Below are 22,242 nucleotides of genomic sequence, written 5' to 3'. Positions count from 1 at the left end.
CTCGGCGTCCACACCGCATCAAAGGGCGCGGAGAAACGCCACCATCAGCCTGCTGACTTCCGTGGCTCGCTCCTGCTGTATCCAGTGCCCGGCTCCCTCGAGCATGTGGCACCCGCGCAGCGCGGGTAGTGTTTTCGGGAAGGCAGCGATCAACTGGGGGATCATCGGAAACCCAAGCACGGAGTCCCGGGCTCCGGCGATGAACAGCGACGGCTGCCGGACGATGCAGCCGCGCCAGGGTGCCATCAGTTCAGCGGAGAGCCGCATGGTCCTGTACCAGTTCAGCCCGCCGCGAAAACCCGTGCGGCGGAATTCCCCCGTGTAGTGCGCGATGTCGTCTTCGGTTAGCCAGGCCGGCAGCCGCCTGGGTGCTTCCATGTGGTCGAGGAAGCCCTGCCCGGGGAGGCGGCCAAAGGCCGGCACACCGTGCCAATCCCCGGAGCCGCAATGGAGCAGCCGCCTGATGGTCGCTTCGGTATCCCGCTCCAACTCGGCTTCCGCAACACCAGGTGCCTGGAAGTACTGCAGGTAGTAGTCATGGATACCTCGGTCTTCCAGCGCTTTCAGGACGTCCGTGGGATCGGGTGGCGCGAAGGGTACGCTCATGCCGATGACGGCGCGAAACAGGTCCGGTCTGGTCAGCGCAGCGCCCCAGGCGACCATTGCCCCCCAGTCGTGGCCGGCAATCACCGCCTGACTTTCCCCCAGCACCCGGACCAGGTCCACCATGTCCCCGATCAGATGCAGCCGGGTGTAAGCCTCCACGTGCAGCGGCGCGTCGGTCCCGCCGTAGCCGCGCATGTCCGGGGCGACGACCCGGAATCCGGCGGTCGAGAGCGCGTCGAGCTGGTGCCGCCAGGAGTACCAGAGCTCCGGAAACCCATGGCACAGCAGCACGAGTGGCCCGGCACCCTGCATGGCGACCCGCATGCGAATGCCATTGACGCTGAGGGTTTCCAGGTGCGGCGTGGTCATGTTCGCGTCCCGTGCTCAGGTGAGCATTGCCATCAGCCGCGGCAGGTTTTCCACTCCCCGCTGTCGGGCATTCGCCAGCTTATGGAGCAGGGCATGTCGTTCCGTGTCCTCCGGGCGCAGATCGCGCATGACGGTGGTCATCAGAAACAGGCGTGATTTCCCCAGCCACTGGGTCAATCCCGGATCAGCGCGCCAGCGCACGAAGTTGTTCATGTAGCTCGCCCAGATCCTGATCCAGTCTTCGGGTAACCGGGGCGTGGGAACCGGTCCGCAATAGGCGTTCTTCTCATGGTCGTCCGCCAAGTGGCATTCGACATAAGCGATCAGCGCCGCGGAAAAGACCGGCTGGTTGTTGCTGACCAGGGTCAGGTTGATCCGTTCGGCGTCGAATACCCGCACCGGGTCCCAGCCGTCGAGGCCCCTTGCGCTGCAGTCCACATGCAAGGCGCCGGGGGGTACGCCGAGGGTGCCTCGCTCGAGCTCGATTCGTCCCGGCGCTATCGCTTGCACATGGCCCAGGCGCACCTTGTGCCGAATGCCGCGCAGGGCGCCCAGTTCTGCTTGCGATACGGTCGCCCCGCGATAGGCCGTCGGTGTGACGGCAGGGTCGATGCGCAGGAGTTGGCCAGACTGCTCCAGCCGGTCGAACAGGTCGGGCAGGGACGTGGCGTCGGCGATGGCGTCGTACTGTGCCGCGACGCTCTGGACCACCTGTTCGAAATACTCCAGGCCGGGCTGAATGTTTGCGCGGTCCACCAGCCAGGCATCCTTGGGCATGATCCAGTAGATCGATTCCGGCGCCACGCCGTTCTGCAGCAGCCACACGCAGGAATCGATGCCGGTCTTGCCCGAGCCAACCACCACGTAGGCCGGGCACGGCTGGCCGATTCGCGGCAGGTCATTGGGGGGCACGCAGGCCACCCCACTGGCGACCCGGTATTTCGGGGGGTGGGTGGAAGGCACCTGGGTCCGGGCGTGAGTGGCATCCACCAGTTTGCGCCGCACCTGCACCCGGTATTCCCGGCCACTGAGCCGGGAGACGAAGCGATGGTCGGACGCGCGGTCACCGATGTAGTCGCACATGGGGTAGTAGCGCACGCGCCCCGACAGCAGGAACTGCTGATTCATCACCTGCGCGTAGTAGCTGAGAATCTCCGTGCCGGAAGCCAGTTCGTACAGGCCATTGCCCAGTGCGGAGGCGTCCTTCCTGCCACTGCCGAGTTCGCGGGAATTGACCCCGTAGCAGGCGGAGGGCTGGTGCAGTCGCACGAATGGATAGGCATCGTTCCAGTGGCCGCCGGGCTGGGCGTGCCGGTCCACCATCAGCACGGTGGCGTCAGATTCGCTGAGCAGGGTGTCGACGAATGCCATTGCCGCAGCGCCTGCGCCGATCACCAGATAGTCGACCTCCAGCAGGTTTGGGTCCATGGTGGCTGTCCTCGTGAAGATGAATGCCCCCAAACTCCCAAACTTAGTGCCATGGCGCCGGCATACCAGACCAAGAGCTGATTGCTGCCATAGCCAATGGCTCTATGACCCTTGTTGTTTGGCGCCTTCGCCGGTATTCGGCGCTGGTCGCGCGCGCTAGCGCTGCAGGCCCAGGTGGCGAATCACCACTTCCTCGGCTGCCACCCGCTCCCACACATCGTCTAGCAGCTCCGCCGGGTAGAAGGGCAGGGCAGCGAGTTCCTCGCGGCTGACCCAGCCCAGTTCACGAATCTCGAACTCGTCGCCGCCCAGGCCATTCAGGTTGGCCAGGCTGAGTTCGCCGCGCCAGGCGTCGATCCGGTAGAACAGCTCCATGTGGAAGCGGCCCAGGGCCGGTTCGGCGAATTCGCGCACGTAGACCAGCGGTCCGACCTCCACGTCCAGTCCGGTTTCCTCCCTGAATTCTCGGCGTACGGTGTCGCGGGTGCATTCGTCGCTCTGGGATTCGAAGCCGCCGCCCGGCGGGATCCAGTAGGTGTCGTCGCCCACCACGTGCTTGACCAGCAGGATGCGGCCGTCCCGCACCAGCAGGCCGGCGGCGCGGATGCGATGGGTGAGCGGCGCGCTCATTGCCAGTCCAGCCGGGCGAGCTTCCACTCGCCATCGTCCAGCCACCACTCCAGCTTCACTCCATAGTGGCGGGCACTGTCGGGAATCAGCCCTTCGGCGCCGGTGAGGGCCACCTGGACCTCGGAGTAGCCTTTCTCGTGGTAGGTCGGGTCGAGCCGGTTGGCCTTGCTGAGGGCGAGCACGCTGACGTTCTTGTGGCGCATGAACAGCAGGGTCATGGTGCGCTTGGCCCAGTCGCGGTCGTTCTGCTGCTGGGCAATGAACTGCGGGTGCAACTGCTCCAGTACCGCGCTGGTTTTCTTCGCTTCGAGGTTGTCCTGCAGTTGTTGCACCGCCGCATCCAGCTCCGCGGCCGGGTCGTTTCGGCCACAACCGGCTAGGATTGCCAGAACACAGAGCGTCGGCAGCGCGAACTTCCTGAGTAGCATGCTGAACTCCTTTTTCCTCGTTATGATGCCCGGCAGATTAAAAGGCCGGACTCGCCCAAGGGTCGACCTTACGCACAGTTTCGGGAGCCCAGCATGCAGACTTTGTATCCGGAGATAAAACCCTACGCCCGGCACGAGCTGGCGGTGGATGCGCCACACGTGCTCTATGTGGACGAGAGCGGCACGCCGGAAGGCTTGCCGGTAGTGTTCATCCACGGTGGGCCGGGGGCCGGTTGCGATGCGCTGAGCCGGCGCTTCTTCGATCCGAACCTGTATCGCATCGTCACCTTCGACCAGCGCGGCTGTGGCCGCTCCACGCCCCACGCGAGCCTGGAAAAGAACACCACCTGGGACCTGGTGGCCGACCTCGAACGCATCCGCCAGCATCTGGGCATCGACAAGTGGGTACTGTTCGGTGGCTCCTGGGGATCCACCCTGTCCCTGGCCTACGCCCAGGCGCACCCGGAGCGCGTGCTCGGCTTGATCCTGCGGGGCATCTTCCTGTGCCGCCCGGAGGACTTCCACTGGTTCTACCAGGAAGGCTGCAGCCGCCTGTTCCCGGACTACTGGGAGGACTACCTGGCGCCGATTCCGGCCGAGGAGCACGGCAACCTGATGCAGGCCTTCCACAAGCGCCTGACCGGACCGGACCAGATCGCCCAGATGCACGCCGCCAAGGCCTGGTCCACCTGGGAAGGCCGCACCGCCACCCTGCGCCCCAGTGCGCCGGTGGTGGAACGCTTCAGCGAGCCGATGCGCGCCCTGTCCATCGCCCGCATCGAGTGCCATTACTTCGTCAACAACGCCTTCCTCGAGCCCAACCAGCTGCTCCGCGACATGCCGCGCATCGCCCATCTGCCGGGCGTGATCGTGCATGGCCGCTATGACGCCATCTGTCCGCTGGACAATGCCTGGGCGCTGCACAAAGCCTGGCCCAACAGCGAATTGCAGATTGTCCGCGACGCAGGTCATGCCGCGTCCGAGGCCGGCATCACCGACGCCCTGGTCCGTGCGTCGAACCAGATGGCTCGCCGCCTGCTAAACATGCCGCAAGACGAAGACGCCTGATGAAGGCGCTGCTGCAACGGGTCAGTGCCGCCCGTGTAGAGGTGGAAGGGGACGTGGTCGGCGCCATCGACCAGGGGCTGCTGGTGCTGGTGGGCGTCGAGCCCCAGGACACCGAAGCCAGCGCCGACAAGCTGCTGCACAAGCTGGTCAACTACCGCGTGTTTGCCGATGCCGAGGGCAAGATGAATCTGTCTCTCGGTGCGGTTGGCGGCGGCCTGCTGCTGGTTTCCCAGTTCACCCTGGCCGCCGATACCAGGAGCGGGCTGCGCCCGAGTTTCTCCAGCGCTGCCGCACCGGCACGCGGCGAGGAGCTGTTCGACTACCTGGTGCAGCAGGCGCGGCTCAAGCATCCGCAGGTGGCGACCGGCTGCTTCGGGGCCAACATGCAGGTGCACCTGGTCAACGACGGGCCGGTGACTTTCCTGCTCGAAAGCTGAGCTGGTCCGATATCTGCTTCCCGCGACTCGCCATCCACGTAGATGCGGTTTAGCATGCGCGCCATGCCCCGTCGTTCGTGGGCTGCACAACAACAACGAGCTGCTCCATTAGGAGAAAGAATGAAAAAGTTTCTCGCGTCACTGCTGTTCGCCGCCAGCACCCTGACCGGCCTGGCCCACGCTGGCATGGTCGATGATGCAGTCAAGCGCGGCACTCTGCGCGTCGGCATGGACCCGACCTACATGCCATTCGAAATGACCAACAAGCGTGGTGAGATCATCGGCTTCGAAGTCGACCTGCTCAAAGCCATGTCCAAGGCCATGGGCGTCAAGCTGGAGCTGGTATCCACCAGCTACGACGGCATCATCCCGGCCCTGCTGACCGATAAGTTCGACATGATCGGTTCCGGCATGACCCTGACCCAGGAGCGCAACCTGCGCATCAACTTCTCCGAGCCCTTCATCGTGGTCGGCCAGACCCTGCTGATCCGCAAGGAGCTGCAAGGTGACATCAAGTCCTACAAGGACCTGAACGATGCCAAGTACCGCATCACGTCCAAGATCGGCACCACCGGCGAAATGGTCGCCAAGAAGCTGATCGCCAAGGCCCAGTACCACGGCTTCGACAACGAGCAGGAAGCGGTGATGGACGTGGTCAACGGCAAGGCGGATGCCTTCATCTACGACGCCCCGTACAACGTGGTGGCGGTGAACAAGGCCGGCGCCGGCAAGCTGGTGTTCCTGGAAGAGCCCTTCACCTTCGAGCCCCTGGCCTTCGGCCTGAAGAAGGGTGACTACGACAGCATCAACTGGATCAACAACTGGATGCACCAGATCCGCCATGACGGCACCTACGATCGCATCCATGCCAAGTGGTTCAAGAAGACCGACTGGCTGAAAGAGATGGAATAAGCCAGCTGACGCTGGCTTTGACAGGCCCGGCCCACAAGGCCGGGCCTGCCTTTTGTACCCCGCCATGAGCGAGATTTCCCGTGACTAGCAAACATCGCCGCACCTGGCCCTGGCACGTCCTGACCGGTCTGATCCTGGTCGTGACGGGCTGGGGCCTCTGGTACTCCACTTCACTGATTTCCTACGAATGGCGCTGGAATCGCGTGCCCCAGTACTTCGCCTACCAGGCAGAGGAAGGTCAGCGCGCAGCCGACTACGGCACCGTCAGCGCCATTGCCGATGCCGGAGACAACGCCCGTGTGACCCTGACTGCCGAGGGGGGGGAGGAACAGGTGCTGGAAGTGGCCCGCGACAGCCTGCAGGTGAGTCAGGGCGACGATGTTTCCGAAGGCGACCTGATCGGTGTGACACGCCACTGGGCTGCCGGACCGTTGCTCTGGGGGCTCTGGACCACCCTGTGGATTTCCGTGGCGTCCGGCGTCTTTGGCTTGCTGATCGGCCTGGTGACCGGCCTTTGCCGTCTGTCCAGCAACCCCACCCTGCGCGACCTTTCCACCGTATACGTCGAGCTGGTGCGCGGTACGCCGCTGCTGGTGCAGATATTCATCTTCTACTTCTTCATCGGCACTGTGCTAAACCTCTCCCGCGAGTTCGCCGGGGTGGCGGCGCTGGCGCTGTTCACCGGCGCCTATGTGGGCGAGATCGTCCGCGCTGGCGTGCAGTCCATCGCTCGTGGCCAGAACGAGGCGGCGCGCTCTCTGGGCCTGACCGCAGGCCAGTCCATGCGCCATGTGATCCTCCCGCAGGCCTTCAAGCGCGTGCTGCCGCCGCTGGCCGGGCAGTTCATCAGCCTGGTGAAGGACACCTCGCTGGTGTCGGTGATCGCCATCACCGAACTGACCAAGAGTGGCCGCGAAGCGATCACCACGTCCTTCTCCACCTTCGAGATCTGGTTCTGTGTCGCAGCCCTCTACCTCGTGATCAACCTGCCGCTGTCGCAAATCGCCAGCCGTCTGGAGCGGAGGCTCGGGAAAAGTGATTGAAGTCCGTAATCTGGTGAAAGTCTTCGATGCCCGCGGCCATGAAGTGCGGGCTGTGGATAACGTCACCACGCAGGTGAAGCGTGGTGAGGTCGTGGTGGTGATCGGCCCCTCGGGCTCGGGTAAATCCACCTTCCTGCGCTGCCTGAACGGCCTGGAGGAGCTGGATTCCGGTTCGGTGAGCATCGACGGCGTCGACCTCGCCAACCCGAAAACCGACGTGAACGCCTACCGCCGCGAGGTGGGCATGGTGTTCCAGCACTTCAACCTGTTCCCGCACATGACCGTGCTGGAGAACCTCTGCCTGGCCCAAAAGGTTGTGCGCAAGCGCGGCAAGGCCGAGCGCGAGGCCAAGGCCCAGGCGCTGCTGGCCAAGGTCGGCATTGCGCAGAAGGCCAACGAGTACCCGTCGCGCCTGTCCGGCGGCCAACAGCAGCGCGTCGCCATTGCCCGTGCCCTGTGCATGGAGCCCAAGGTGATGCTGTTCGACGAGCCCACTTCGGCACTGGACCCGGAAATGGTCGGCGAAGTGCTGGACGTGATGAAGCAGCTCGCCCAGGAAGGCATGACCATGGTCTGCGTGACCCACGAGATGGGTTTCGCCCGCGAGGTTGCCGATCGGGTGCTGTTCTTCGATCACGGCAAGCTCCTGGAAGATGCGCCCCCCGCGCAGTTCTTCGAGAAGCCCCAGGACCCGCGCGCGCAGAGCTTCCTGCGGCAGGTGCTCTGATCGATCCTGTGGGGGCGAATTCATTCGCTAAGGGCAGCAACGCTGCCCCCCTACAGGCTCGAAGGGCAGACCTTCGGTCTGCTAAGCGATTGAAATCGCCCCCACAGACGAGGCCCTCTTGCGAGTCCGCAGGAGTGAGTGGCTTCAGTGCAGCGGCATCGCCGGTTGCAGCTCGTTCTCTTCCAGCCAGTCCTGGGCCAGCTCGCGCAGGCGGGCGGCTTCGAACTGGTGCCAGGCTTCCAGCAGTACCGGGTATTCCATCAACACGTGGCGGAAGGTGCGTACGGGCTTGCGGCCCGCGAGGGCCTGTTGCAGGGCGGCGAAGGCGTGGGGATGGACCACTTCGCTGAGGAATTCCTGCATCAAGGCCAGCTCATCGCCCTGGCCGAGCGGCTCCACCAGCAGGAAGCGCTCCGGCTCGTCGCGCAGCAGGGCGTCGAGTTCGGGGTCGGCGTCTTCTTCGGGAATCAGCAGGACCTTGCCGCTTAGCAGGTCCAGGTAATGGTCGAGGCCGGCGGTGTTGAGGGCGAAGGCGAGTTGGTCGAGGTCGATGGTCAGCGGGCGCATGGCTCAATCTCGATGTCGAAAGGATGCCGTCAGCCTGCCTCAGAAAAGCCGGGCGAGCAATGCGGTAACCGCTGTCTCGACGCGCAGGATGCGCTCGCCGAGTTGCACCGGCTGTAGGCCGGCCTCGCGCAGTTTCTCCACTTCATAGGGAATCCAGCCGCCTTCCGGGCCAATGGCCAGGGTGATGGGCTGGCTAACCGCGCGCGGGCAGGGCGGGTAGTCGCCAGGATGGCCTACAAGACCCAGGGTGTTGGCGGCGAGTTGCGGCAGGCGGTCCTCGACGAAGGGTTTGAAGCGCTTCTCGATGATTACCTCGGGCAGGACGGTATCCCGCGCCTGTTCCAACCCCAGGATCAACTGCTCACGGATGGCAGCCGGTTCGAGGAAGGGGGTTTGCCAGAAACTCTTCTCCACGCGGTAGCTGTTCAGTAGCACCAGGCGCGGAACGCCCATGGCGGCGACGGTCTGGAACACGCGGCGGAGCATCTTTGGCCGTGGCAGCGCCAGCAGCAGGGTGATGGACAGCTTCGCAGGAGGCGGCTGGTCGAAGCTGACTTCCAACTCCGCACAGTCGGCTTCCAGGCGCAGCAGGTGGCCCTGGCCCATTTGCCCTCCAAGGCGGCCAACTCGCAGGCTGTCGCCGGTCTCGGCGCGGTGCACCTCATGAAGGTGCTTCAGGCGCCGGCCTTCCAGGTGCGCACGGTCCGCCGCAATGAAGTCGGCGTCTTCGAGTAGAAGCAGATTCACGGGTGGGTAGCAGGCGGTTGGTCGCCGTCTTCGGGTTCTTCGGCGCCGTCATCCGGATGGTCGCCGCGCTTGCGGATCATGCCGCCGAAGAACACGCCGACTTCGAACAACAGCCACATGGGCACGGCCAGCAGGGTCTGCGAGAAGATGTCCGGCGGGGTCAGGATCATGCCCACGACGAAGCAGCCAATGATCACGTAGGGGCGGATGCGCTTGAGGTAGGCAACGTCGACGATGCCGACCCAGATCAGCAGGATTACCGCCACGGGAATCTCGAAGGCCACGCCAAAGGCGAAGAACAGCGTCATCACGAAGTCGAGGTAGCTGCTGATGTCGGTCATCATCGACACGCCTTCCGGGGTCACGCTGGCGAAGAAGTGGAAAATCAGCGGGAACACCAGGAAGTAGGCGAAAGCCATGCCGGCGTAGAAGAGGACGATGCTCGACACCAGCAGCGGTAGTGCAATGCGCTTCTCGTGCTTGTACAGACCGGGTGCGATGAAGCCCCAGACCTGGTGCAGGATGACCGGCATGGCGAGGAAAAGCGCCACCATCATGGTCAGTTTGAATGGCGTGAGGAAGGGCGAAGCCACGTCGGTGGCGATCATGGTCGCGCCTTCCGGCAGGTACTGGCGCAGGGGCGCGGATACCAGGGTGTAGATCTTCTGGGCGAAGTAGAACAGGCCGGCGAAGATCAGGAAGATCGCCACCACGCAGCGCAAAAGGCGCGTACGCAGTTCGGTGAGGTGCGAGACCAAGGGCATTTCCTGGTCTTGTTCCGGCTTCTGGTCGCTCATGGGATGCGGGACGGCTGCTGCGGTTCGATGGGGGCCTGTGGCTGGGGAGCCGACGTGGCGTTGGGCGCCTGGGCGGGCGTACTCGGGCCGGGCTGGTTCGGCGCAACCGGAGCCGGCGCTGCCGCAGTTGCAGTCGTCGCCGCAGCTGGAGCTGGCGCCGCTGTTGCCGGTGCTGCTTGTGCTGCCGGCGCTGCGGGTGCGGGGTTCGCAGCGTCGCTTTCAGGCTCGGCTTCGGAAAGCAGGGATTCGGCGGTCGGAGGCACAATGCTCTCCTTGATCTGCTTCTCCAGCGCCATGATGTGTTCGTTATGCAGCTGGCGACGGATCTCGTCAGCGCCGATTTCGCGTTCGACCTCGGTCTTGATCGCATTGAAGCTGCGTTTCAGGCGTCCGATCCACAGGCCGGCAGTGCGCGCCGCGCCGGGCAGCCGTTCAGGCCCGAGCACCAGAAGGGCGATCAGGCCAATCAGCAGCAGTTCACCAAAGCTGATACCGAACATGGGGCATCAGTCCTTGCGGGTCACCGGGTCCTGCACCTTCTGAGCCTGGCCGTCGATGGTGTGCGGCTGGTTCAGCGGGGTGTTGGATTGCTGTGCGGCGGGTTGCTCGGGCTTGGCACCTTCTTCTTCGGTGTTCATCGCCTTGCGGAAGCCCTTGATGGCGTCGCCGACGTCGGAGCCAAGGGTCTTCAGGCGCTTGGTGCCGAATACCAGGACGACGACGATGAGAATGACCAGCCAGTGTTTCCAGTCGAAAATACCCATGGAGTTTTCCTCTTGATTGTCTTTGTCAGGCGGAAGGCTCGCGGGCAGCCTTTTCGGCGTGCCCGGACAGGCCAAAGCGACGGTCCAGTTCATCGAGCACTGCCTGGGGGTGCTGGCCGAGGGCGGCGAGCATGACCAAGCTGTGGAACCAGAGGTCGGCGGTTTCGTAGATCAGGTCGCTGTGGTCGCCGCTGACGGCGGCGTCCTTGGCGGCGAGGATGGTTTCCACCGCTTCTTCGCCGACCTTTTCCAGGATCTTGTTCAGGCCCTTGTGGTACAGGCTGGCGACATAGGAGCTGTCAGGCGCGGCATTCTTGCGCTCTTCCAGCACCTCGGCCAGGCGGGCGAGGGTATCACTCATGGCTGTGTCCTGCGGCGTAGATGGCATGCGGGTCCTTGAGCACGGGGTCGACGGTCTTCCAGCCGCCGTCCTCGAAGACACGGTAGAAGCAGCTTTCGCGTCCAGTATGGCAGGCGATGCCGCCCAGTTGCTCGACCAGTAGGATGACGACGTCGGCGTCGCAGTCCAGGCGCAGCTCGTGGAGGCGCTGCACATGGCCGGACTCCTCGCCCTTGCGCCACAGCTTGCCACGGGAGCGTGACCAGTAGATGGCGCGATTCTCGGCAACGGTGAGGGCGAGGGCTTCGCGGTTCATCCAGGCCATCATCAGCACGCGGCCCGTTTTGTGGTCCTGGGCAATCGCCGGGACCAGGCCTTCGGTAGTCCAGTGAATCTCTTCCAGCCAGTCTTTCATCGTGTCTTCCACAACTGGGCCGGCCTCACGGGGCCGGCACTCGGATCGAAATAGTGTGCCAGTGCCACTCGGGGCTGGCTATCGGCGCAGCACCAGATATAGACCGCCGGCCAGCATCAGCCAGCTGGGCCAGGTTTCGGCCGTGGGGGCCAGGCCTTGCGTGGCTGCACCGGCGATCAGCAGGGCGCCGAGCAGGCGTGCCGGCCACTGGGCGCCAATCGGTTGTTCCACCTTCTGCGGGGTGCTTGCGGGCTGGGCCAGGCGCTCCAGGGTGTCGCGAGCGATCTGCGACAGGTGCGGCACCTGCTCGGCCTGTTGCTGCAGGTTGCGCAGCAGGTGCAAAGGGCTGACCCGTTCGCGCATCCAGCGCTCGAGGAACGGCTGCGCAGTACTCCACAGGTCCAGGTCGGGATAGAGCTGGCGGCCCAGGCCTTCAATGTTCAACAGGGTTTTCTGCAGCAGCACCAGTTGCGGCTGGACTTCCATGTTGAAGCGGCGCGCGGTCTGGAACAGGCGTAGCAGCAGCTGACCGAAGGAGATGTCCTTGAGCGGCTTTTCGAAGATCGGTTCGCAGACGGTGCGGATGGCCGCCTCGAAGTCATTGACCTTGGTTTCCGGCGGCACCCAGCCGGAGTCGATGTGCAACTGCGCCACGCGCCGGTAGTCGCGCTTGAAGAAGGCGATCAGGTTGCGCGCGAGGTAGTCCTGGTCCTCGGGGGTGAGGCTGCCGATGATGCCGCAGTCAATGGCGATGTACTGCGGGTTCCAAGGCTGGCGGGTGGCAACGAAGATGTTGCCGGGGTGCATGTCGGCGTGGAAGAAGCTGTCGCGGAACACCTGGGTGAAGAAGATCTCCACGCCGCGCTCGGCCAGCAGTTTCATGTCGGTGCGCTGGTCGGCGAGGGTGGCCAGATCAGTCACCGGGATGCCGTAGATGCGTTCCATCACCAGCACCTTGGGGCGGCACCAGTCCCAGTAGACCTGCGGGACGTAGAGCAGCGGCGAGCCGTCGAAGTTGCGCCGCAGCTGGCTGGCGTTGGCCGCTTCGCGGAGCAGGTCGAGCTCGTCGTAGATGGTCTTCTCGTAGTCGCTCACCACTTCCACCGGGCGTAGGCGGCGGGCATCGGCGGACACGCGCTCGGCCAGGCCGGCGAGGGTGAACAACCAGGCGAGGTCCTGACGGATGATCGGCCGCAGGTTGGGGCGGATCACCTTGACGACCACTTCCTCGCCGCTCTTGAGCTGGGCGGCGTGGACCTGGGCCACCGAAGCCGAGGCCAGCGGCTCGACGTCGAAGCGGGCGAACACTTCGCTGACTTTGGCGCCGAGTTGTTCCTCGATGCGCGCGACGGCCTTCGCCGGTGCGAAGGGCGGTACCTGGTCCTGCAGGCGCGCCAGTTCATCGGCCATATCCGGCGGCATCAGGTCGCGACGGGTGGAGAGCAACTGGCCGAATTTGATGAATATCGGGCCGAGGTCTTCCAGGGCCAGGCGCAGGCGCTCGCCACGGGAAAGGGTCAGTTCCTTGCGCGGTAGCCAGCGCCAGGGCAGGGCGTAGCTCAGCGTGCGCAGCCACCAGGGCAGCGGCAGTTCGAGCAGCAGGTCATCGAGGCGGTAGCGGATGACGACCTGCTGGATGCGCAACAGGCGGCGGGCGGCGAGCAGCTTCATGCGTTGGGCTTGAGTCTCTGGTTCAGACGCTCGACGCGGGCGTCGAGGCGGTCGAGGGCGAGCTTGAGGCGATCCAGTTCTGCGAAGCGCGCGTCGGCTTCACGGCGGCCCACCAGGGTACGTGACTCCTCGGCCAGGTAGTCGGCGAGGTTCTGCCGCAGGCTGTCCAGGCCCTGTCCGGCCCAGTTGGCCCGGCTGCGCAAGTGGCCAGCGAGCAGTTGGGTGCCGACCGGGCCGAGCCAGCGCGACAGTTCATACTCCCAGTCCAGTTCCAGGTCCTGGAGGATGGCGGCCAGTTCCAGCAGCGCAGCGCTGTCGCCTTCCAGGGTGACTTCCGGGCTGTGCAGGACGGCGGTCTTCTCCCGCGTGGTAGCCAGCTTCAACAGGCTGCTGGCCGGTGCGCGCAGGCGGCAATCGGCGGGAGCGGACCAGTGGGCGGAAAGCTTCAGGCCATCGCCTCCGGGGAGCAGGAACAAGGTCAACGCGGGGTTTTGGCAGTCGACTTCGATGACGCTGCCTTCCAGCGCGGCCATGCGCGGCAACGCGGTGCTGTCCAGGGTCAGCACCCGGTTGAGGCCGAGCTCGATACCGGCCAGCAGCGCCTGGGTCAGCATCAGGGTTTGATGCCGCGGTGCAGGGCGACGATGCCGCCGGTCATGTTGTGGTAGGTGACGCGCTCGAAGCCGGCCTCGACCATCATCGCTTTCAGGGTTTCCTGGTCCGGGTGCATGCGGATCGACTCGGCCAGGTAGCGGTAGCTTTCGGCGTCGTTGGTGATCAGCTTGCCCATCAGCGGCAGGAGGCTGAAGGAGTAGGCGTCATAGGCCTTGGACAGCAGACCGCTGGTGGGTTTGGAGAACTCCAGGACCAGCAGGCGGCCGCCCGGTTTGAGCACGCGCAGCATGGAGCGAATGGCTTCGTCCTTGTGGGTGACGTTGCGCAAGCCGAAGGCAATGGTGACCACGTCGAAGTGGTTGTTGGGGAAGGGCAGCTTCTCGGCATCGGCCTGGACGAAGCTGACGTTGCCGGCGACGCCGCTGTCCAGCAGCTTGTCGCGACCCACCTTGAGCATGGAGGCGTTGATGTCGGCCAGCACCACTTCACCGGTCACGCCCACCAGGCGCGAGAACTGGCGGGTGAGGTCGCCGGTGCCGCCGGCGATGTCCAGCACGCGGTTGCCCGGGCGGACGCCGGACAGCTCGATGGTGAAACGCTTCCACAGGCGGTGGACGCCGCCGGACATCAGGTCGTTCATCAGGTCGTACTTGGCTGCCACCGAGTGGAACACCTCGGCGACCTTGTCGGCCTTCTGGCTCTCGGGGACCTGTTGATAGCCGAAGTGGGTCGTGGGTTCGGCGTCTTTGCCTTTGCGAGGATCGTTCATGTCGCTGCCACCGGAATTGAATGGCGGCCATTCTAATGCCCGCGTCCGGCTTTGTCTTGGCAACGGCGTGCGGCGGCCAGGGTGGGCGCGCTATAGTCGCGCGACCGAAAGCCGCAGTCAGGAGTTGCCAATGTCCCGCATCCACGTCGAACGTTCCCATGCCCTAGGCCACGAGGCCGTCCGGGAGAAAGCCGAAAAACTGGCTGAGCGCCTGGCGCGCGAGTACGACGTGCGTTACCAGTGGCGCGGCGACACCTTGGAGTTCAAGCGCAGTGGCGCCGAAGGGGCGATCGAGGTGAGTGATGCCAAGGTCCGTGTGGAGGTCAAGCTGGGCCTGCTGCTGTCGGCCATGAGCGGGAGCATCAAGCGGGAAATCGAGAAGGCGCTGGATGAGTATCTGGTCTGAACCAGGACCTCTTCCGGGGCCGCTTCGTGGCCCTTCGTCAATGGATTCGTTCCCGCCCGCGCCTCGCCCGGAATGCCCCATCTCGCGGCTAGTATGCGGTTTCTAATTTTCCTCGCTACCTTGCGCTCAAGTCCTGAAAAAGGGCGAGTCATCTACCATTCCGCGTGAGGTGCACCATGGCCAAAGTAGCCGTCAAGAAGAAAGTCGAGAAAGCCGAAAGCAAGTCCACCGTCGTTGCCGACGTGAAGCTCTATGCCCGCAAGATCTGGCTGGCTGGCCTGGGTGCCTACGCCAAGGCTGGCGCCGAGGGTGTCGACTACTTCAAGGAGCTGGTGAAGGCCGGCGAAGGCGTCGAGAAGCAGGGCAAGAAGCTGGTGGACGAGCAGGTCGAAGCCGCCAACACTCAGTTCGACAGCGTCAAGAGCAGCGTCACCGGTGTGAAGGAAAAGGTCGAGGTTCAACTCGACAAGATCGAGAAGGCTTTCGACAACCGAGTGGCCAGTGCCCTCAACCGCATTGGTATTCCCTCCCGGCAGGACGTTGAGGCACTCTCTGCTAAGCTTGATGAGCTGAGCGCGTTGCTCGAGCACGTCGCGCGAACCAAATAAGGAGAGCAGGATGGCTGGCAAAAAGAAAACCGATAAAGACACCAACTCCTGGATCGGCGAGATCGAGAAATACTCGCGCCAGATCTGGCTGGCTGGCTTGGGGGCCTACTCGAAGATCAGCAACGACGGCAACAAGCTGTTCGACACGCTGGTCAAGGACGGTGAGAAGGCTGAAAAGCAGGCCAAGACCGAGGTGGACAAGCAAGTAGACGCGGTCAAGTCGAAGGTCGGCTCCCGCGTGGGTACGGCCAAGTCCAAGGTCGAAGAGGTCAAGGGCAAGGCGATCGGCAAATGGGGCGAGCTGGAAGAAGCTTTCGACAAGCGTCTGAACAGTGCCATTTCCCGTCTTGGCGTGCCCAGCCGCACTGAAGTGAAGGATCTGCAAGGCAAGGTGGATGCCCTGACCAAGCAGCTCGAGAAACTCACGGGCGTGTCGGCCAAATCGGTCAAGCCTGCAGTCAAGGCTGCTGCCAAACCTGCGGCTAAACCCGCTGCCAAACCGGCTGCCAAGGTCGCCGCTGCGAAACCTGCAGCCAAGGCCGCGGCCGCCAAACCCGCTGCTGCGAAGCCTGCTGCCAAAGCCGCGGCGAAACCGGCTACCAAGCCGGCCGCTGCGGCCAAACCGGCAGTAAAAGCCGCTGCCAAACCAGCTGCTAAACCAGCCGCCGCGAAGCCAGTTGCCGCTGCCAAACCGGCCGCAGCGAAACCCGCTGCCAAGCCGGCGGTTGCCAAGCCTGCCGCCGCGAAGAAACCGGCAGTGAAGAAGCCCGCTGCGCCAAAGGCTGCCAAGCCTGCTGCACCTGCCGCGAGCCCGGCGCCGTCTGCTCCGGTCGCCGCAGTTGCTCCGGCTCCCAGCGTGGCACCGGCGGCACCGGCTCCGGCAGCATCGGCAACACCGCCGACCAGCCAGTCCTGAGCTTTATCGGTATGACGCAAACGCCCGGCTTGTCCGGGCGTTTGCGTTTCAGCCTTCCAGATAGCGCCTCGCCAGGCTCTCTGCGGCGCGTCGCGCGCCGGGCCGCAGATGCGGGGCGACGAGCATCATCACCTGATAGACCACCAGACGAATTTCGCCGCCACTGCCCAGCACTCGCTGGTAGTCCAGGGAGAACAACAGTGTGAGGGTGATCTGCTCCACCAGTTGGCCAAGGGACTCGGTATCACTGGTCAGCTGATGCTCCGCTTTGAGCCGGGCCAGAAGCGAGGCCAGGGTCCGCTTGAGGGCGTTCAGCCAATTGCGCATGCCGCGGGCCAGCTTCGGCAGGCGTCCTGCCAGGTTGGACAGGTCCTGGAACAAGAAACGGTACTGGGACAGGCGCTCGACAATCAGGTGCAGGAACAGCCAGTAGTCCTCGGCGTCGAGTTGTGCGTCGGCGGGTGGGTCGAGCAACGGCGCGAGTTCGTCCTGGAATCGCGCGAACAACTCCATCACCAGTGGTTCCTTGCCATGGAAGTGGTAGTAGAGGTTGCCAGGGCTGATGCCCAGTTCGGTGGCGATTTCCAGGGTGGTGACGTTGGGTTCGCCGTTGCGGTTGAACAGGTCGAGGGCGCATTCGAGGATGCGGTCGCGGGTTTTCATCCAGGGTTCTTGCCAAACGTTCCGTAGAAGGGGGAAGGGGCGGCCGGTGCATTGCCCGGCCGGCCTCCAAGGGTGTCAGCGCACGTGTACATAGGTTCCGGGCGCGGCTTCCATGGGCGGGTAGTCCTGGTTGCCCAGGGCCATGATGGTTTCCCGCTGCTCGCCGGAGCGCTCCTGGATCCAGCCCAGCCACTGCTGCCACCAACTGCCTTGCACGTGTTTGGCGTCGTAGTACCAGGCGCGTGGGTCGGAGGTCAGCTTGCCATTCTCGTAGAAGTTGGCCTTGGGGTTACCCGGCGGGTTGAGGATGCTCTGGATGTGGCCGCTGTTGGACAGTACGAAGCGGCTGTCGCCGCCCAGCAGCAGGGTCGAGCGGTAGACCGCGTCCCAGGGCGTGATGTGGTCGTTGATGCCAGCGACGCTGAAACTGTCCACCGTGACTTTCTGCAGATCGATCGGGGTGCCGCAGATTTCCAGGCCGCCGCTTCGGGCCAACGGGTTGTGCTTGAAGAAGTCCAGCATGTCGCCGTGCAGCGCCGCGGGCAGGCGGGTGTTGTCGTTGTTCCAGTAGAGGATGTCGAAGGCTGGGGGTTCGCGACCCAGCAGGTAGTTGTTGACGAAGTAATTCCACACCAGGTCGTTGGGACGCATCCAGGCGAAGACCTTGGCCATGTCCTTGCCGTCCAGCACGCCTGCCTGGTAGGAGCGTCGCTTGGCCGCTTCCAGGGTCTGCTCGTCGGCGAAGAGCGCGGCGGGGCTGTCCACTTGACTGTCCAGCAGGCTGACCAGGTAGGTGGCACTGGTGACTTTGCGCAACTGCCGGCGGGCTTGCAGGTGGCCCTGAAGTGCTGCGATGGTCAGGCCGCCAGCGCAGGCGCCTATCAGGTTGACTTCCTTGCTGCCGGTGATCGCGCGGCAGGCTTCGAAGGCTTCCTCCAGCGCCTGCACGTAGGTGGACAGGCCCCATTCGCGATGGCGTGCATCGGGGTTGCGCCAGCTCACCATGAACACCTGCAGACCGTTCTTCAGGGCGTACTGGACGAAGCTCTTGTCCGGGGCGAGGTCGAAGATGTAGTACTTGTTGATCTGGGGCGGCACCACCAGCAACGGGCGCAGGTACTGCTTTTCGCTCATCGGCTTGTACTGGATCAATTCCAGCAGCTCGTTGCGGAAGACCACCGCGCCGGAGGTCGTGGCGAGGTTACGGCCAACCTCGAAGGCGTGCTTGCTGACCTGACTGGGCATTCCGTCGTTGTGCAGTAGGTCGTCGACCAGGTGGCTGAGCCCCTTGATCAGGCTGAAACCACCGGTGTTGAAGAGCTCCTTCACGGCCAGCGGGTTGAGCAGGCTGTTGGTGGGCGAGAGGGCGTCGCTCAACTGGGCGAGGACGAAACGGGCGCGGGTGCGGTCGTCGTCGCTGAGGTCGCTCTCGTCAATCCAGGCGCTGAGCTGTTTCTGCCAGGCCAGGTAGACCTGCAGGCCGCGGCGGTAGAAGGGGTTGTGCTGCCAGGAGGGGTCGACGAAGCGGCTGTCCTGCGGATTTGGCTGGTGCAGGGTATCGCCAAGCAGCACGCGACCGACCTGGCCGCCAAAGGCGAGCACATGCCGTGCGCTGTGCACCGGATGCCGCAGTCCTTGCAGTGCCAGGTTGCGTACGGTGGAAAACAGATCCTTGCCGCGCAAGCCGACAATCGCGTTCTGTGCATTCATGAAAGCGGCAGGTACCGGCAAGGTGCCCGGGATTTGTTTTTCTCGCATGGGGCAACGCTCCGTATTCGGTCCGTGGTTCTGGAGGTCTACAGCAAGGGTTGTACCATCAGCAGCCCGAAGTGCATTCCAGACTATCGCGGGCAGAATTCAAGTTGATGACAATGCGCACCGCTCTGGTTCGGGCGTCAATGCACCGCCCCACAAGGGAGCGGTTGCGGTGTTAACCGCTCCGTAGCGGCACAGCCTGGGGGTGGATCACCGCCCGCTGACGTTCCTCGGCGAGGAACTTCATGATGATTGGTGCCACCGTTTCAGCGCGTGTCACCAGGAACAGGTGGCCGTCGTCGATCACGTGGAGTTCCGCATTGGGGATGCGCCAAGCCAGCAAACGCATGTTCACCAGCGGGATGATCGGGTCGTCGTCGCCGGCCAGCACCAGGGTTGGTTGGCGGATACGGTGCAGCCAGTGGATGCTGGTCCAGCCGAGCCCGGCGAACAGCTGCCAGTAATAGCCCATCTTGCCGGATGAGCGCACTTTGCTGGCGTGGGCCATGGCCAGGCCGGGATCACGGCGGAAGGCGCCGCCGTAGATGTCCGGGGCGATATGCACGCCGTAGGACGGCTGGATGTAGCGTCGCGGACTGGCCATGCGCCAGAGCACCTTGGGCTTGCCCGGCACCATCACGGCACCGGCCGAGGTGGCCGCGAGGATCAGCTTCTTGCAGCGCTCCGGATAATCGTGGGCGAACTGCTGGGCCAGGGCGCCGCCCCAGGACACCCCAATGGCGCTGACCTGGCCGTAGTCCAGGTAATCCAGCATGCGCGCGGCGAGCTTGGCCAGACTGGAGAAGCGGTAGGGCCTACTCGGGGTGGACGATCCGCCGACACCGGGCACGTCGAAGGCGATCACCTCCAGGTCCGGGTCGAGTGCCTGGACGAAGGGGAACACCAATTCGAGGTTGGCGCCGATGCCGTTGAAGATCAGCAGCGGCGTCATGTGCGACTGACCCGGGCGGACAGCAGTGCGGATGGTCTGGCCGTCCAGCTCGATGGTTCGGAAAACGAAAGGTAGCGGCATGCGCGGAGCCCTATTGATTAGAAAGTCGGGAGGAACCAACCGTGGCTCCTCCCGAATCCGCCAGGCTGTGCCTGACCAGCGCCACTGGCAGCTGCCAGCGGCGCGCAAGGCACATCCTGGTGCCATGGGCAGTGGTGCGCAGGGCGCAATCTCTCATCGCTCGTGCACATAGGTGCCGGGCGAGGCTTCACCGGCCGGGAAGGCCTTGTTGCCCAGGGTGAAGCTGGCTTTCTTGGTCTTGCCGGAGCGTTCGCCGATCCACTGCTGCCAATGCAGCCACCAGGAGTCGGCGTGCTTGGTCGCATTCTCCAGCCAGACCTTCGGATCCTTCGGCATCTCGCTGCCGGTGGAGAAGCGTGCCTTGGGGTTGCCTGGTGGGTTGAGAATGCTCTGGATGTGGCCGCTGTTGGACAGCACGAACTCGCATTTGCCGCCCAGCAGCAGCGCCGAGCGGTAGCAGGCTTCCCAGGGGGTAATGTGGTCGGTGGTGCCGGCAAGGCAGAAGAAGTCGCTGGTGACCTGCTTCAGGTCGATGGGCGTGCCGCAGACCTCCAGGGCATTCGGGCGGGTCAGGGCATTGGTCTTGAACATTTCCACCAGTTCGCCATGGAACGCTGCAGGCAGGCGCGTGGTGTCGTTGTTCCAATAGAGGATGTCGAAGGCCGGTGGTTCGTTGCCCAGCAGGTAGTTGTTGACCCAGTAGTTCCAGATCAGGTCGTTGGGGCGCATCCAGGCGAAGACCTTGGCCATGTCTTTGCCTTCCAGTACGCCGGCCTGGTACGAGCGGCGCTTGGCGGCTTCGAGGGTCTGCTCATCGGCGAACAGCGCAACCTGGGTATCGAGGTTGAAGTCGAGCACGCTGACCATCTGGGTAAAGGCATTGACCTTGTTCTCACCAATGGCCTGGTAGTGGCCGAGCAGGGCAACCGTGGTGATGCCGCCGGAACACGCGCCGAGGATGTTGAGGTCCTTGGCGCCGGTGATCTTCAGGATGACGTCGATGGCCTCCTTGAGGGCCTCGATGTACGTGGATAGCCCCCACTCGCGCTGCGCCTTGGTCGGGTTGCGCCAGCTGACGATGAACGTCTGCAGGTTGCTGCGCAGGCAGAAGCGCGCCAGGCTCTTCTCCGGCGACAGGTCGAAGACGTAGAACTTGTTGATCTGCGGCGGCACCACGAGCAGCGGGCGTTCGTACACGCTCTCGGTGATGGGCTTGTACTGGATCAGTTCCAGCACATCATTGCGGAAGACCACCGCACCTTCGGTCGTGGCGAGGTTCTGGCCGACCTCGAAGGCATCCATGTTGACCTGGCTCGGCATGCCGCCGTTGTTCACCATGTCCTTGGCCAGGTGGGAGAGGCCATCCAGCAGGCTCTTGCCGCCGGTCTCGAAGAACCGTTTGACTGCCGCCGGGTTGGCCATGCTGTTGGTGGGCGCCATCGCCTCGGTCATCAGGTTGATGACGAAGTGGCCACGACTGGTGTCCTGTTCAGAGAGTTCGCTTTGCTCGATCCAGCTATGCAGCTCCTTGCGCCAGGCGAGGTAGGTCTGCAGATAGCGCTTGTACAGCGGGTTCTGGCTCCAGGCCGGATCATTGAAGCGACGGTCATCGGCTTCCGGTTGCAGGCCGGACTGGCCAAGCAACACGTTTTTCAATTCCAGGCCGAAATGGGCGACGTGTTTTGCACTGTGGAAAGGTTGCTTGATGGCTTGCAACAGCACCATCCGCGCTGAAGACAGCAGGTCCTTGCCGCGGATACCTATCACCGGATTGAGGTTCAGGGTGTTGTCCGAGGCCTGGCGCTGCAGGTCTTCATTGTTCTTGTTGCTCATCTACGACGCTCCATTGTCCTGAGTCGAACAGCGCCCTGGCGGAATAGCGCGCTGACACGCTCGGGTTACCGGGAAGGCGAAGCGAACTTCGCGTATTTCTCTGTATCTGGCGATGCCAAATGCATGGAACCTGCCAGAACTTGGTTACCCGAGTTTGTCAGTTTGCGCAAGCGGACCGCAGAGAGTTCGCTGCAGCGGGAGTATGTCGCGAGCGTTTAGAAAATGCGCCCTAACCTTGGGCGGCAAGGGCCGGAATGGGGCGCGGCCTGCACCGCTTCAGAGCATGAGTTTGACCACCGACTCGTCGGGGTCGCGCGAACGGCCCGCGGCTGCGAGCTCCTGCAGATAGTCGTTCCACAGCGCGTCCTGACGGGTGGCGAGCTGATAGAGGTAGTCCCAGGTGAAGAGGCCGCTGTCGTGGCCGTCGTCGAAGGTCAATTTCAGGGCATAGTTGCCGGCCGGTTCCAGCTTGCTCAGGCCGACGTTCAGCTTGCCATACTGGAGGATGGGCTTGCCGTGACCCTGGACCTCTGCCGAGGGAGAGTGCACGCGCAGGAACTCGGCGCTCAGGGTGTAGCTTTCCTCTGGGCCGTACTTCAGGGTCAGGGTCCTGGAGGTCTTGTGCAGTTCGATACCGCTGGGGATTCGCATTTCGAAGTCTCCAAAAACAGAAAGCCGGCGAGTGCCGGCTGTCC

27 protein-coding genes are annotated in these 22,242 nt (G+C 63.9%); 8 read left to right on the top strand and 19 right to left on the bottom strand.

Annotated elements, in window-relative coordinates; genetic code table 11:
• Window positions 1–18: 18 nt before the first annotated feature.
• The 4 genes from E8F20_RS18325 to E8F20_RS18310 all read right to left on the bottom strand — a co-directional run bounded on the left by E8F20_RS18325 (window position 19) and on the right by E8F20_RS18310 (window position 3,461).
• Entirely contained in the window at window positions 19–975 is a 957-nt protein-coding gene (locus E8F20_RS18325; protein WP_280285000.1) for an alpha/beta hydrolase, read from the bottom strand.
• A 15-nt stretch (window positions 976–990) separates the two neighbouring features.
• Complete coding sequence (locus E8F20_RS18320; RefSeq protein ID WP_280284999.1) at window positions 991–2,403, bottom strand: NAD(P)/FAD-dependent oxidoreductase; 1,413 nt, start codon at window positions 2,401–2,403, stop codon at window positions 991–993.
• 156 nt (window positions 2,404–2,559) lie between these two features.
• Window positions 2,560–3,033, bottom strand: coding sequence for an NUDIX hydrolase (locus E8F20_RS18315; RefSeq protein ID WP_280284998.1), 474 nt, complete (start codon window positions 3,031–3,033; stop codon window positions 2,560–2,562).
• Window positions 3,030–3,461 carry a hypothetical protein gene (locus E8F20_RS18310; protein WP_280284997.1) on the bottom strand — a complete coding sequence of 144 codons (432 nt, stop codon included), beginning with the start codon at window positions 3,459–3,461 and terminating at the stop codon, window positions 3,030–3,032. The genes E8F20_RS18315 and E8F20_RS18310 overlap by 4 nt, the downstream gene beginning before the upstream one ends.
• 93 nt (window positions 3,462–3,554) lie before the next feature.
• Here E8F20_RS18310 and pip point away from each other — a divergent pair, with 93 nt between their 5' ends.
• The 5 genes from pip to E8F20_RS18285 all read left to right on the top strand — a co-directional run bounded on the left by pip (window position 3,555) and on the right by E8F20_RS18285 (window position 7,648).
• Complete coding sequence (gene pip / locus E8F20_RS18305; RefSeq protein ID WP_280284996.1) at window positions 3,555–4,529, top strand: prolyl aminopeptidase; 975 nt, start codon at window positions 3,555–3,557, stop codon at window positions 4,527–4,529.
• Window positions 4,529–4,966, top strand: a complete 438-nt coding sequence (dtd, locus tag E8F20_RS18300; RefSeq protein ID WP_280284995.1) for a D-aminoacyl-tRNA deacylase — start codon at window positions 4,529–4,531, stop codon at window positions 4,964–4,966. Before pip ends, dtd begins: the two co-directional genes overlap by 1 nt.
• 120 nt (window positions 4,967–5,086) lie before the next feature.
• Entirely contained in the window at window positions 5,087–5,878 is a 792-nt protein-coding gene (locus E8F20_RS18295) for a transporter substrate-binding domain-containing protein (RefSeq protein WP_280284994.1), read from the top strand.
• Between the two features lie 80 nt (window positions 5,879–5,958).
• Entirely contained in the window at window positions 5,959–6,921 is a 963-nt protein-coding gene (locus E8F20_RS18290) for an amino acid ABC transporter permease (RefSeq protein ID WP_280284993.1), read from the top strand.
• Window positions 6,914–7,648: an amino acid ABC transporter ATP-binding protein gene (locus E8F20_RS18285; protein WP_280284992.1), complete on the top strand. Its 735-nt coding sequence runs from the start codon at window positions 6,914–6,916 to the stop codon at window positions 7,646–7,648. The genes E8F20_RS18290 and E8F20_RS18285 overlap by 8 nt, the downstream gene beginning before the upstream one ends.
• A gap of 144 nt (window positions 7,649–7,792) precedes the next feature.
• Here E8F20_RS18285 and E8F20_RS18280 read toward each other — a convergent pair whose 3' ends face one another.
• The 10 genes from E8F20_RS18280 to ubiE all read right to left on the bottom strand — a co-directional run bounded on the left by E8F20_RS18280 (window position 7,793) and on the right by ubiE (window position 14,333).
• On the bottom strand, window positions 7,793–8,215 hold the full coding sequence (locus E8F20_RS18280; protein ID WP_280284991.1) for a UPF0158 family protein: 423 nt from the start codon (window positions 8,213–8,215) through the stop codon (window positions 7,793–7,795).
• Between the two features lie 39 nt (window positions 8,216–8,254).
• A complete protein-coding gene (locus E8F20_RS18275) occupies window positions 8,255–8,962 on the bottom strand; it encodes a 16S rRNA (uracil(1498)-N(3))-methyltransferase (RefSeq protein ID WP_280284990.1) in 708 nt (235 codons plus the stop codon).
• Window positions 8,959–9,759: a twin-arginine translocase subunit TatC gene (tatC, locus tag E8F20_RS18270; RefSeq protein WP_280284989.1), complete on the bottom strand. Its 801-nt coding sequence runs from the start codon at window positions 9,757–9,759 to the stop codon at window positions 8,959–8,961. The genes E8F20_RS18275 and tatC overlap by 4 nt, the downstream gene beginning before the upstream one ends.
• Entirely contained in the window at window positions 9,756–10,259 is a 504-nt protein-coding gene (gene tatB / locus E8F20_RS18265) for a Sec-independent protein translocase protein TatB (RefSeq protein ID WP_280284988.1), read from the bottom strand. The genes tatC and tatB overlap by 4 nt, the downstream gene beginning before the upstream one ends.
• Window positions 10,260–10,265: 6 nt before the next feature.
• Window positions 10,266–10,523: a twin-arginine translocase TatA/TatE family subunit gene (locus E8F20_RS18260; protein WP_028629820.1), complete on the bottom strand. Its 258-nt coding sequence runs from the start codon at window positions 10,521–10,523 to the stop codon at window positions 10,266–10,268.
• A 25-nt stretch (window positions 10,524–10,548) separates the two neighbouring features.
• Window positions 10,549–10,884: a phosphoribosyl-ATP diphosphatase gene (locus E8F20_RS18255; RefSeq protein WP_028629819.1), complete on the bottom strand. Its 336-nt coding sequence runs from the start codon at window positions 10,882–10,884 to the stop codon at window positions 10,549–10,551.
• Window positions 10,877–11,278: a phosphoribosyl-AMP cyclohydrolase gene (gene hisI, locus E8F20_RS18250; RefSeq protein WP_280284987.1), complete on the bottom strand. Its 402-nt coding sequence runs from the start codon at window positions 11,276–11,278 to the stop codon at window positions 10,877–10,879. Before hisI ends, E8F20_RS18255 begins: the two co-directional genes overlap by 8 nt.
• A gap of 78 nt (window positions 11,279–11,356) precedes the next feature.
• Entirely contained in the window at window positions 11,357–12,949 is a 1,593-nt protein-coding gene (gene ubiB / locus E8F20_RS18245; RefSeq protein WP_280284986.1) for a ubiquinone biosynthesis regulatory protein kinase UbiB, read from the bottom strand.
• Entirely contained in the window at window positions 12,946–13,563 is a 618-nt protein-coding gene (locus tag E8F20_RS18240) for an SCP2 sterol-binding domain-containing protein (RefSeq protein ID WP_028629816.1), read from the bottom strand. Before E8F20_RS18240 ends, ubiB begins: the two co-directional genes overlap by 4 nt.
• The gene (gene ubiE / locus E8F20_RS18235; RefSeq protein WP_280284985.1) at window positions 13,563–14,333 is read right to left on the bottom strand and encodes a bifunctional demethylmenaquinone methyltransferase/2-methoxy-6-polyprenyl-1,4-benzoquinol methylase UbiE; all 771 of its coding nucleotides are present in this window, start codon (window positions 14,331–14,333) and stop codon (window positions 13,563–13,565) included. Before ubiE ends, E8F20_RS18240 begins: the two co-directional genes overlap by 1 nt.
• Window positions 14,334–14,463: 130 nt before the next feature.
• On the opposite strand from ubiE, the gene E8F20_RS18230 reads away from it, so the two are divergent.
• The 3 genes from E8F20_RS18230 to E8F20_RS18220 all read left to right on the top strand — a co-directional run bounded on the left by E8F20_RS18230 (window position 14,464) and on the right by E8F20_RS18220 (window position 16,263).
• Entirely contained in the window at window positions 14,464–14,739 is a 276-nt protein-coding gene (locus tag E8F20_RS18230) for a polyhydroxyalkanoic acid system family protein (protein ID WP_028629814.1), read from the top strand.
• 176 nt (window positions 14,740–14,915) lie between these two features.
• Window positions 14,916–15,347: a phasin family protein gene (locus tag E8F20_RS18225; protein WP_028629813.1), complete on the top strand. Its 432-nt coding sequence runs from the start codon at window positions 14,916–14,918 to the stop codon at window positions 15,345–15,347.
• A 10-nt stretch (window positions 15,348–15,357) separates the two neighbouring features.
• Entirely contained in the window at window positions 15,358–16,263 is a 906-nt protein-coding gene (locus tag E8F20_RS18220; RefSeq protein ID WP_280284984.1) for a phasin family protein, read from the top strand.
• A gap of 48 nt (window positions 16,264–16,311) precedes the next feature.
• Here the strand turns inward: E8F20_RS18220 and E8F20_RS18215 are convergent, their stop codons facing one another.
• From E8F20_RS18215 to E8F20_RS18195, 5 genes are all read right to left on the bottom strand, one after another.
• Window positions 16,312–16,926 carry a TetR/AcrR family transcriptional regulator gene (locus E8F20_RS18215; RefSeq protein ID WP_280284982.1) on the bottom strand — a complete coding sequence of 205 codons (615 nt, stop codon included), beginning with the start codon at window positions 16,924–16,926 and terminating at the stop codon, window positions 16,312–16,314.
• 75 nt (window positions 16,927–17,001) lie between these two features.
• Window positions 17,002–18,684: a class II poly(R)-hydroxyalkanoic acid synthase gene (phaC, locus tag E8F20_RS18210; protein ID WP_280284981.1), complete on the bottom strand. Its 1,683-nt coding sequence runs from the start codon at window positions 18,682–18,684 to the stop codon at window positions 17,002–17,004.
• A 172-nt stretch (window positions 18,685–18,856) separates the two neighbouring features.
• Entirely contained in the window at window positions 18,857–19,714 is an 858-nt protein-coding gene (gene phaZ, locus E8F20_RS18205) for a poly(3-hydroxyalkanoate) depolymerase (RefSeq protein ID WP_280284980.1), read from the bottom strand.
• A gap of 153 nt (window positions 19,715–19,867) precedes the next feature.
• A complete protein-coding gene (phaC, locus tag E8F20_RS18200) occupies window positions 19,868–21,547 on the bottom strand; it encodes a class II poly(R)-hydroxyalkanoic acid synthase (protein ID WP_280284979.1) in 1,680 nt (559 codons plus the stop codon).
• 276 nt (window positions 21,548–21,823) lie between these two features.
• The gene (locus E8F20_RS18195) at window positions 21,824–22,198 is read right to left on the bottom strand and encodes a DUF971 domain-containing protein (protein WP_280284978.1); all 375 of its coding nucleotides are present in this window, start codon (window positions 22,196–22,198) and stop codon (window positions 21,824–21,826) included.
• Window positions 22,199–22,242 lie beyond the last annotated feature (44 nt).

It is taken from the genome of Pseudomonas sp. BN415 (assembly GCF_029871195.1).
Classification (GTDB): Bacteria; Pseudomonadota; Gammaproteobacteria; order Pseudomonadales; family Pseudomonadaceae; genus Metapseudomonas; species Metapseudomonas resinovorans.
The sequence above is the reverse complement of the archived record's forward strand: the minus strand, read 5'-3'. Positions and strand labels throughout refer to the sequence as shown.

Excerpts from the sequence above, each read along its gene's own strand:
- pip (WP_280284996.1), top strand. The coding sequence starts at position 3,555 with ATGCAGACTTTGTATCCGGAGATAAAACCCTACGCCCGGCACGAGCTG.
- E8F20_RS18325 (WP_280285000.1), bottom strand. The coding sequence starts at position 975 with ATGACCACGCCGCACCTGGAAACCCTCAGCGTCAATGGCATTCGCATG.
- E8F20_RS18315 (WP_280284998.1), bottom strand. The coding sequence starts at position 3,033 with ATGAGCGCGCCGCTCACCCATCGCATCCGCGCCGCCGGCCTGCTGGTG.
- dtd (WP_280284995.1), top strand. The coding sequence starts at position 4,529 with ATGAAGGCGCTGCTGCAACGGGTCAGTGCCGCCCGTGTAGAGGTGGAA.
- ubiB (WP_280284986.1), bottom strand. The coding sequence starts at position 12,949 with ATGAAGCTGCTCGCCGCCCGCCGCCTGTTGCGCATCCAGCAGGTCGTC.
- phaC (WP_280284979.1), bottom strand. The coding sequence starts at position 21,547 with ATGAGCAACAAGAACAATGAAGACCTGCAGCGCCAGGCCTCGGACAAC.
- E8F20_RS18320 (WP_280284999.1), bottom strand. The coding sequence starts at position 2,403 with ATGGACCCAAACCTGCTGGAGGTCGACTATCTGGTGATCGGCGCAGGC.
- E8F20_RS18240 (WP_028629816.1), bottom strand. The coding sequence starts at position 13,563 with ATGCTGACCCAGGCGCTGCTGGCCGGTATCGAGCTCGGCCTCAACCGG.
- E8F20_RS18215 (WP_280284982.1), bottom strand. The coding sequence starts at position 16,926 with ATGAAAACCCGCGACCGCATCCTCGAATGCGCCCTCGACCTGTTCAAC.
- E8F20_RS18260 (WP_028629820.1), bottom strand. The coding sequence starts at position 10,523 with ATGGGTATTTTCGACTGGAAACACTGGCTGGTCATTCTCATCGTCGTC.
- E8F20_RS18195 (WP_280284978.1), bottom strand. The coding sequence starts at position 22,198 with ATGCGAATCCCCAGCGGTATCGAACTGCACAAGACCTCCAGGACCCTG.
- tatC (WP_280284989.1), bottom strand. The coding sequence starts at position 9,759 with ATGAGCGACCAGAAGCCGGAACAAGACCAGGAAATGCCCTTGGTCTCG.
- E8F20_RS18220 (WP_280284984.1), top strand. The coding sequence starts at position 15,358 with ATGGCTGGCAAAAAGAAAACCGATAAAGACACCAACTCCTGGATCGGC.
- tatB (WP_280284988.1), bottom strand. The coding sequence starts at position 10,259 with ATGTTCGGTATCAGCTTTGGTGAACTGCTGCTGATTGGCCTGATCGCC.
- E8F20_RS18230 (WP_028629814.1), top strand. The coding sequence starts at position 14,464 with ATGTCCCGCATCCACGTCGAACGTTCCCATGCCCTAGGCCACGAGGCC.
- E8F20_RS18225 (WP_028629813.1), top strand. The coding sequence starts at position 14,916 with ATGGCCAAAGTAGCCGTCAAGAAGAAAGTCGAGAAAGCCGAAAGCAAG.
- E8F20_RS18280 (WP_280284991.1), bottom strand. The coding sequence starts at position 8,215 with ATGCGCCCGCTGACCATCGACCTCGACCAACTCGCCTTCGCCCTCAAC.
- phaZ (WP_280284980.1), bottom strand. The coding sequence starts at position 19,714 with ATGCCGCTACCTTTCGTTTTCCGAACCATCGAGCTGGACGGCCAGACC.
- ubiE (WP_280284985.1), bottom strand. The coding sequence starts at position 14,333 with ATGAACGATCCTCGCAAAGGCAAAGACGCCGAACCCACGACCCACTTC.
- E8F20_RS18295 (WP_280284994.1), top strand. The coding sequence starts at position 5,087 with ATGAAAAAGTTTCTCGCGTCACTGCTGTTCGCCGCCAGCACCCTGACC.
- hisI (WP_280284987.1), bottom strand. The coding sequence starts at position 11,278 with ATGAAAGACTGGCTGGAAGAGATTCACTGGACTACCGAAGGCCTGGTC.
- E8F20_RS18310 (WP_280284997.1), bottom strand. The coding sequence starts at position 3,461 with ATGCTACTCAGGAAGTTCGCGCTGCCGACGCTCTGTGTTCTGGCAATC.
- E8F20_RS18255 (WP_028629819.1), bottom strand. The coding sequence starts at position 10,884 with ATGAGTGATACCCTCGCCCGCCTGGCCGAGGTGCTGGAAGAGCGCAAG.
- phaC (WP_280284981.1), bottom strand. The coding sequence starts at position 18,684 with ATGCGAGAAAAACAAATCCCGGGCACCTTGCCGGTACCTGCCGCTTTC.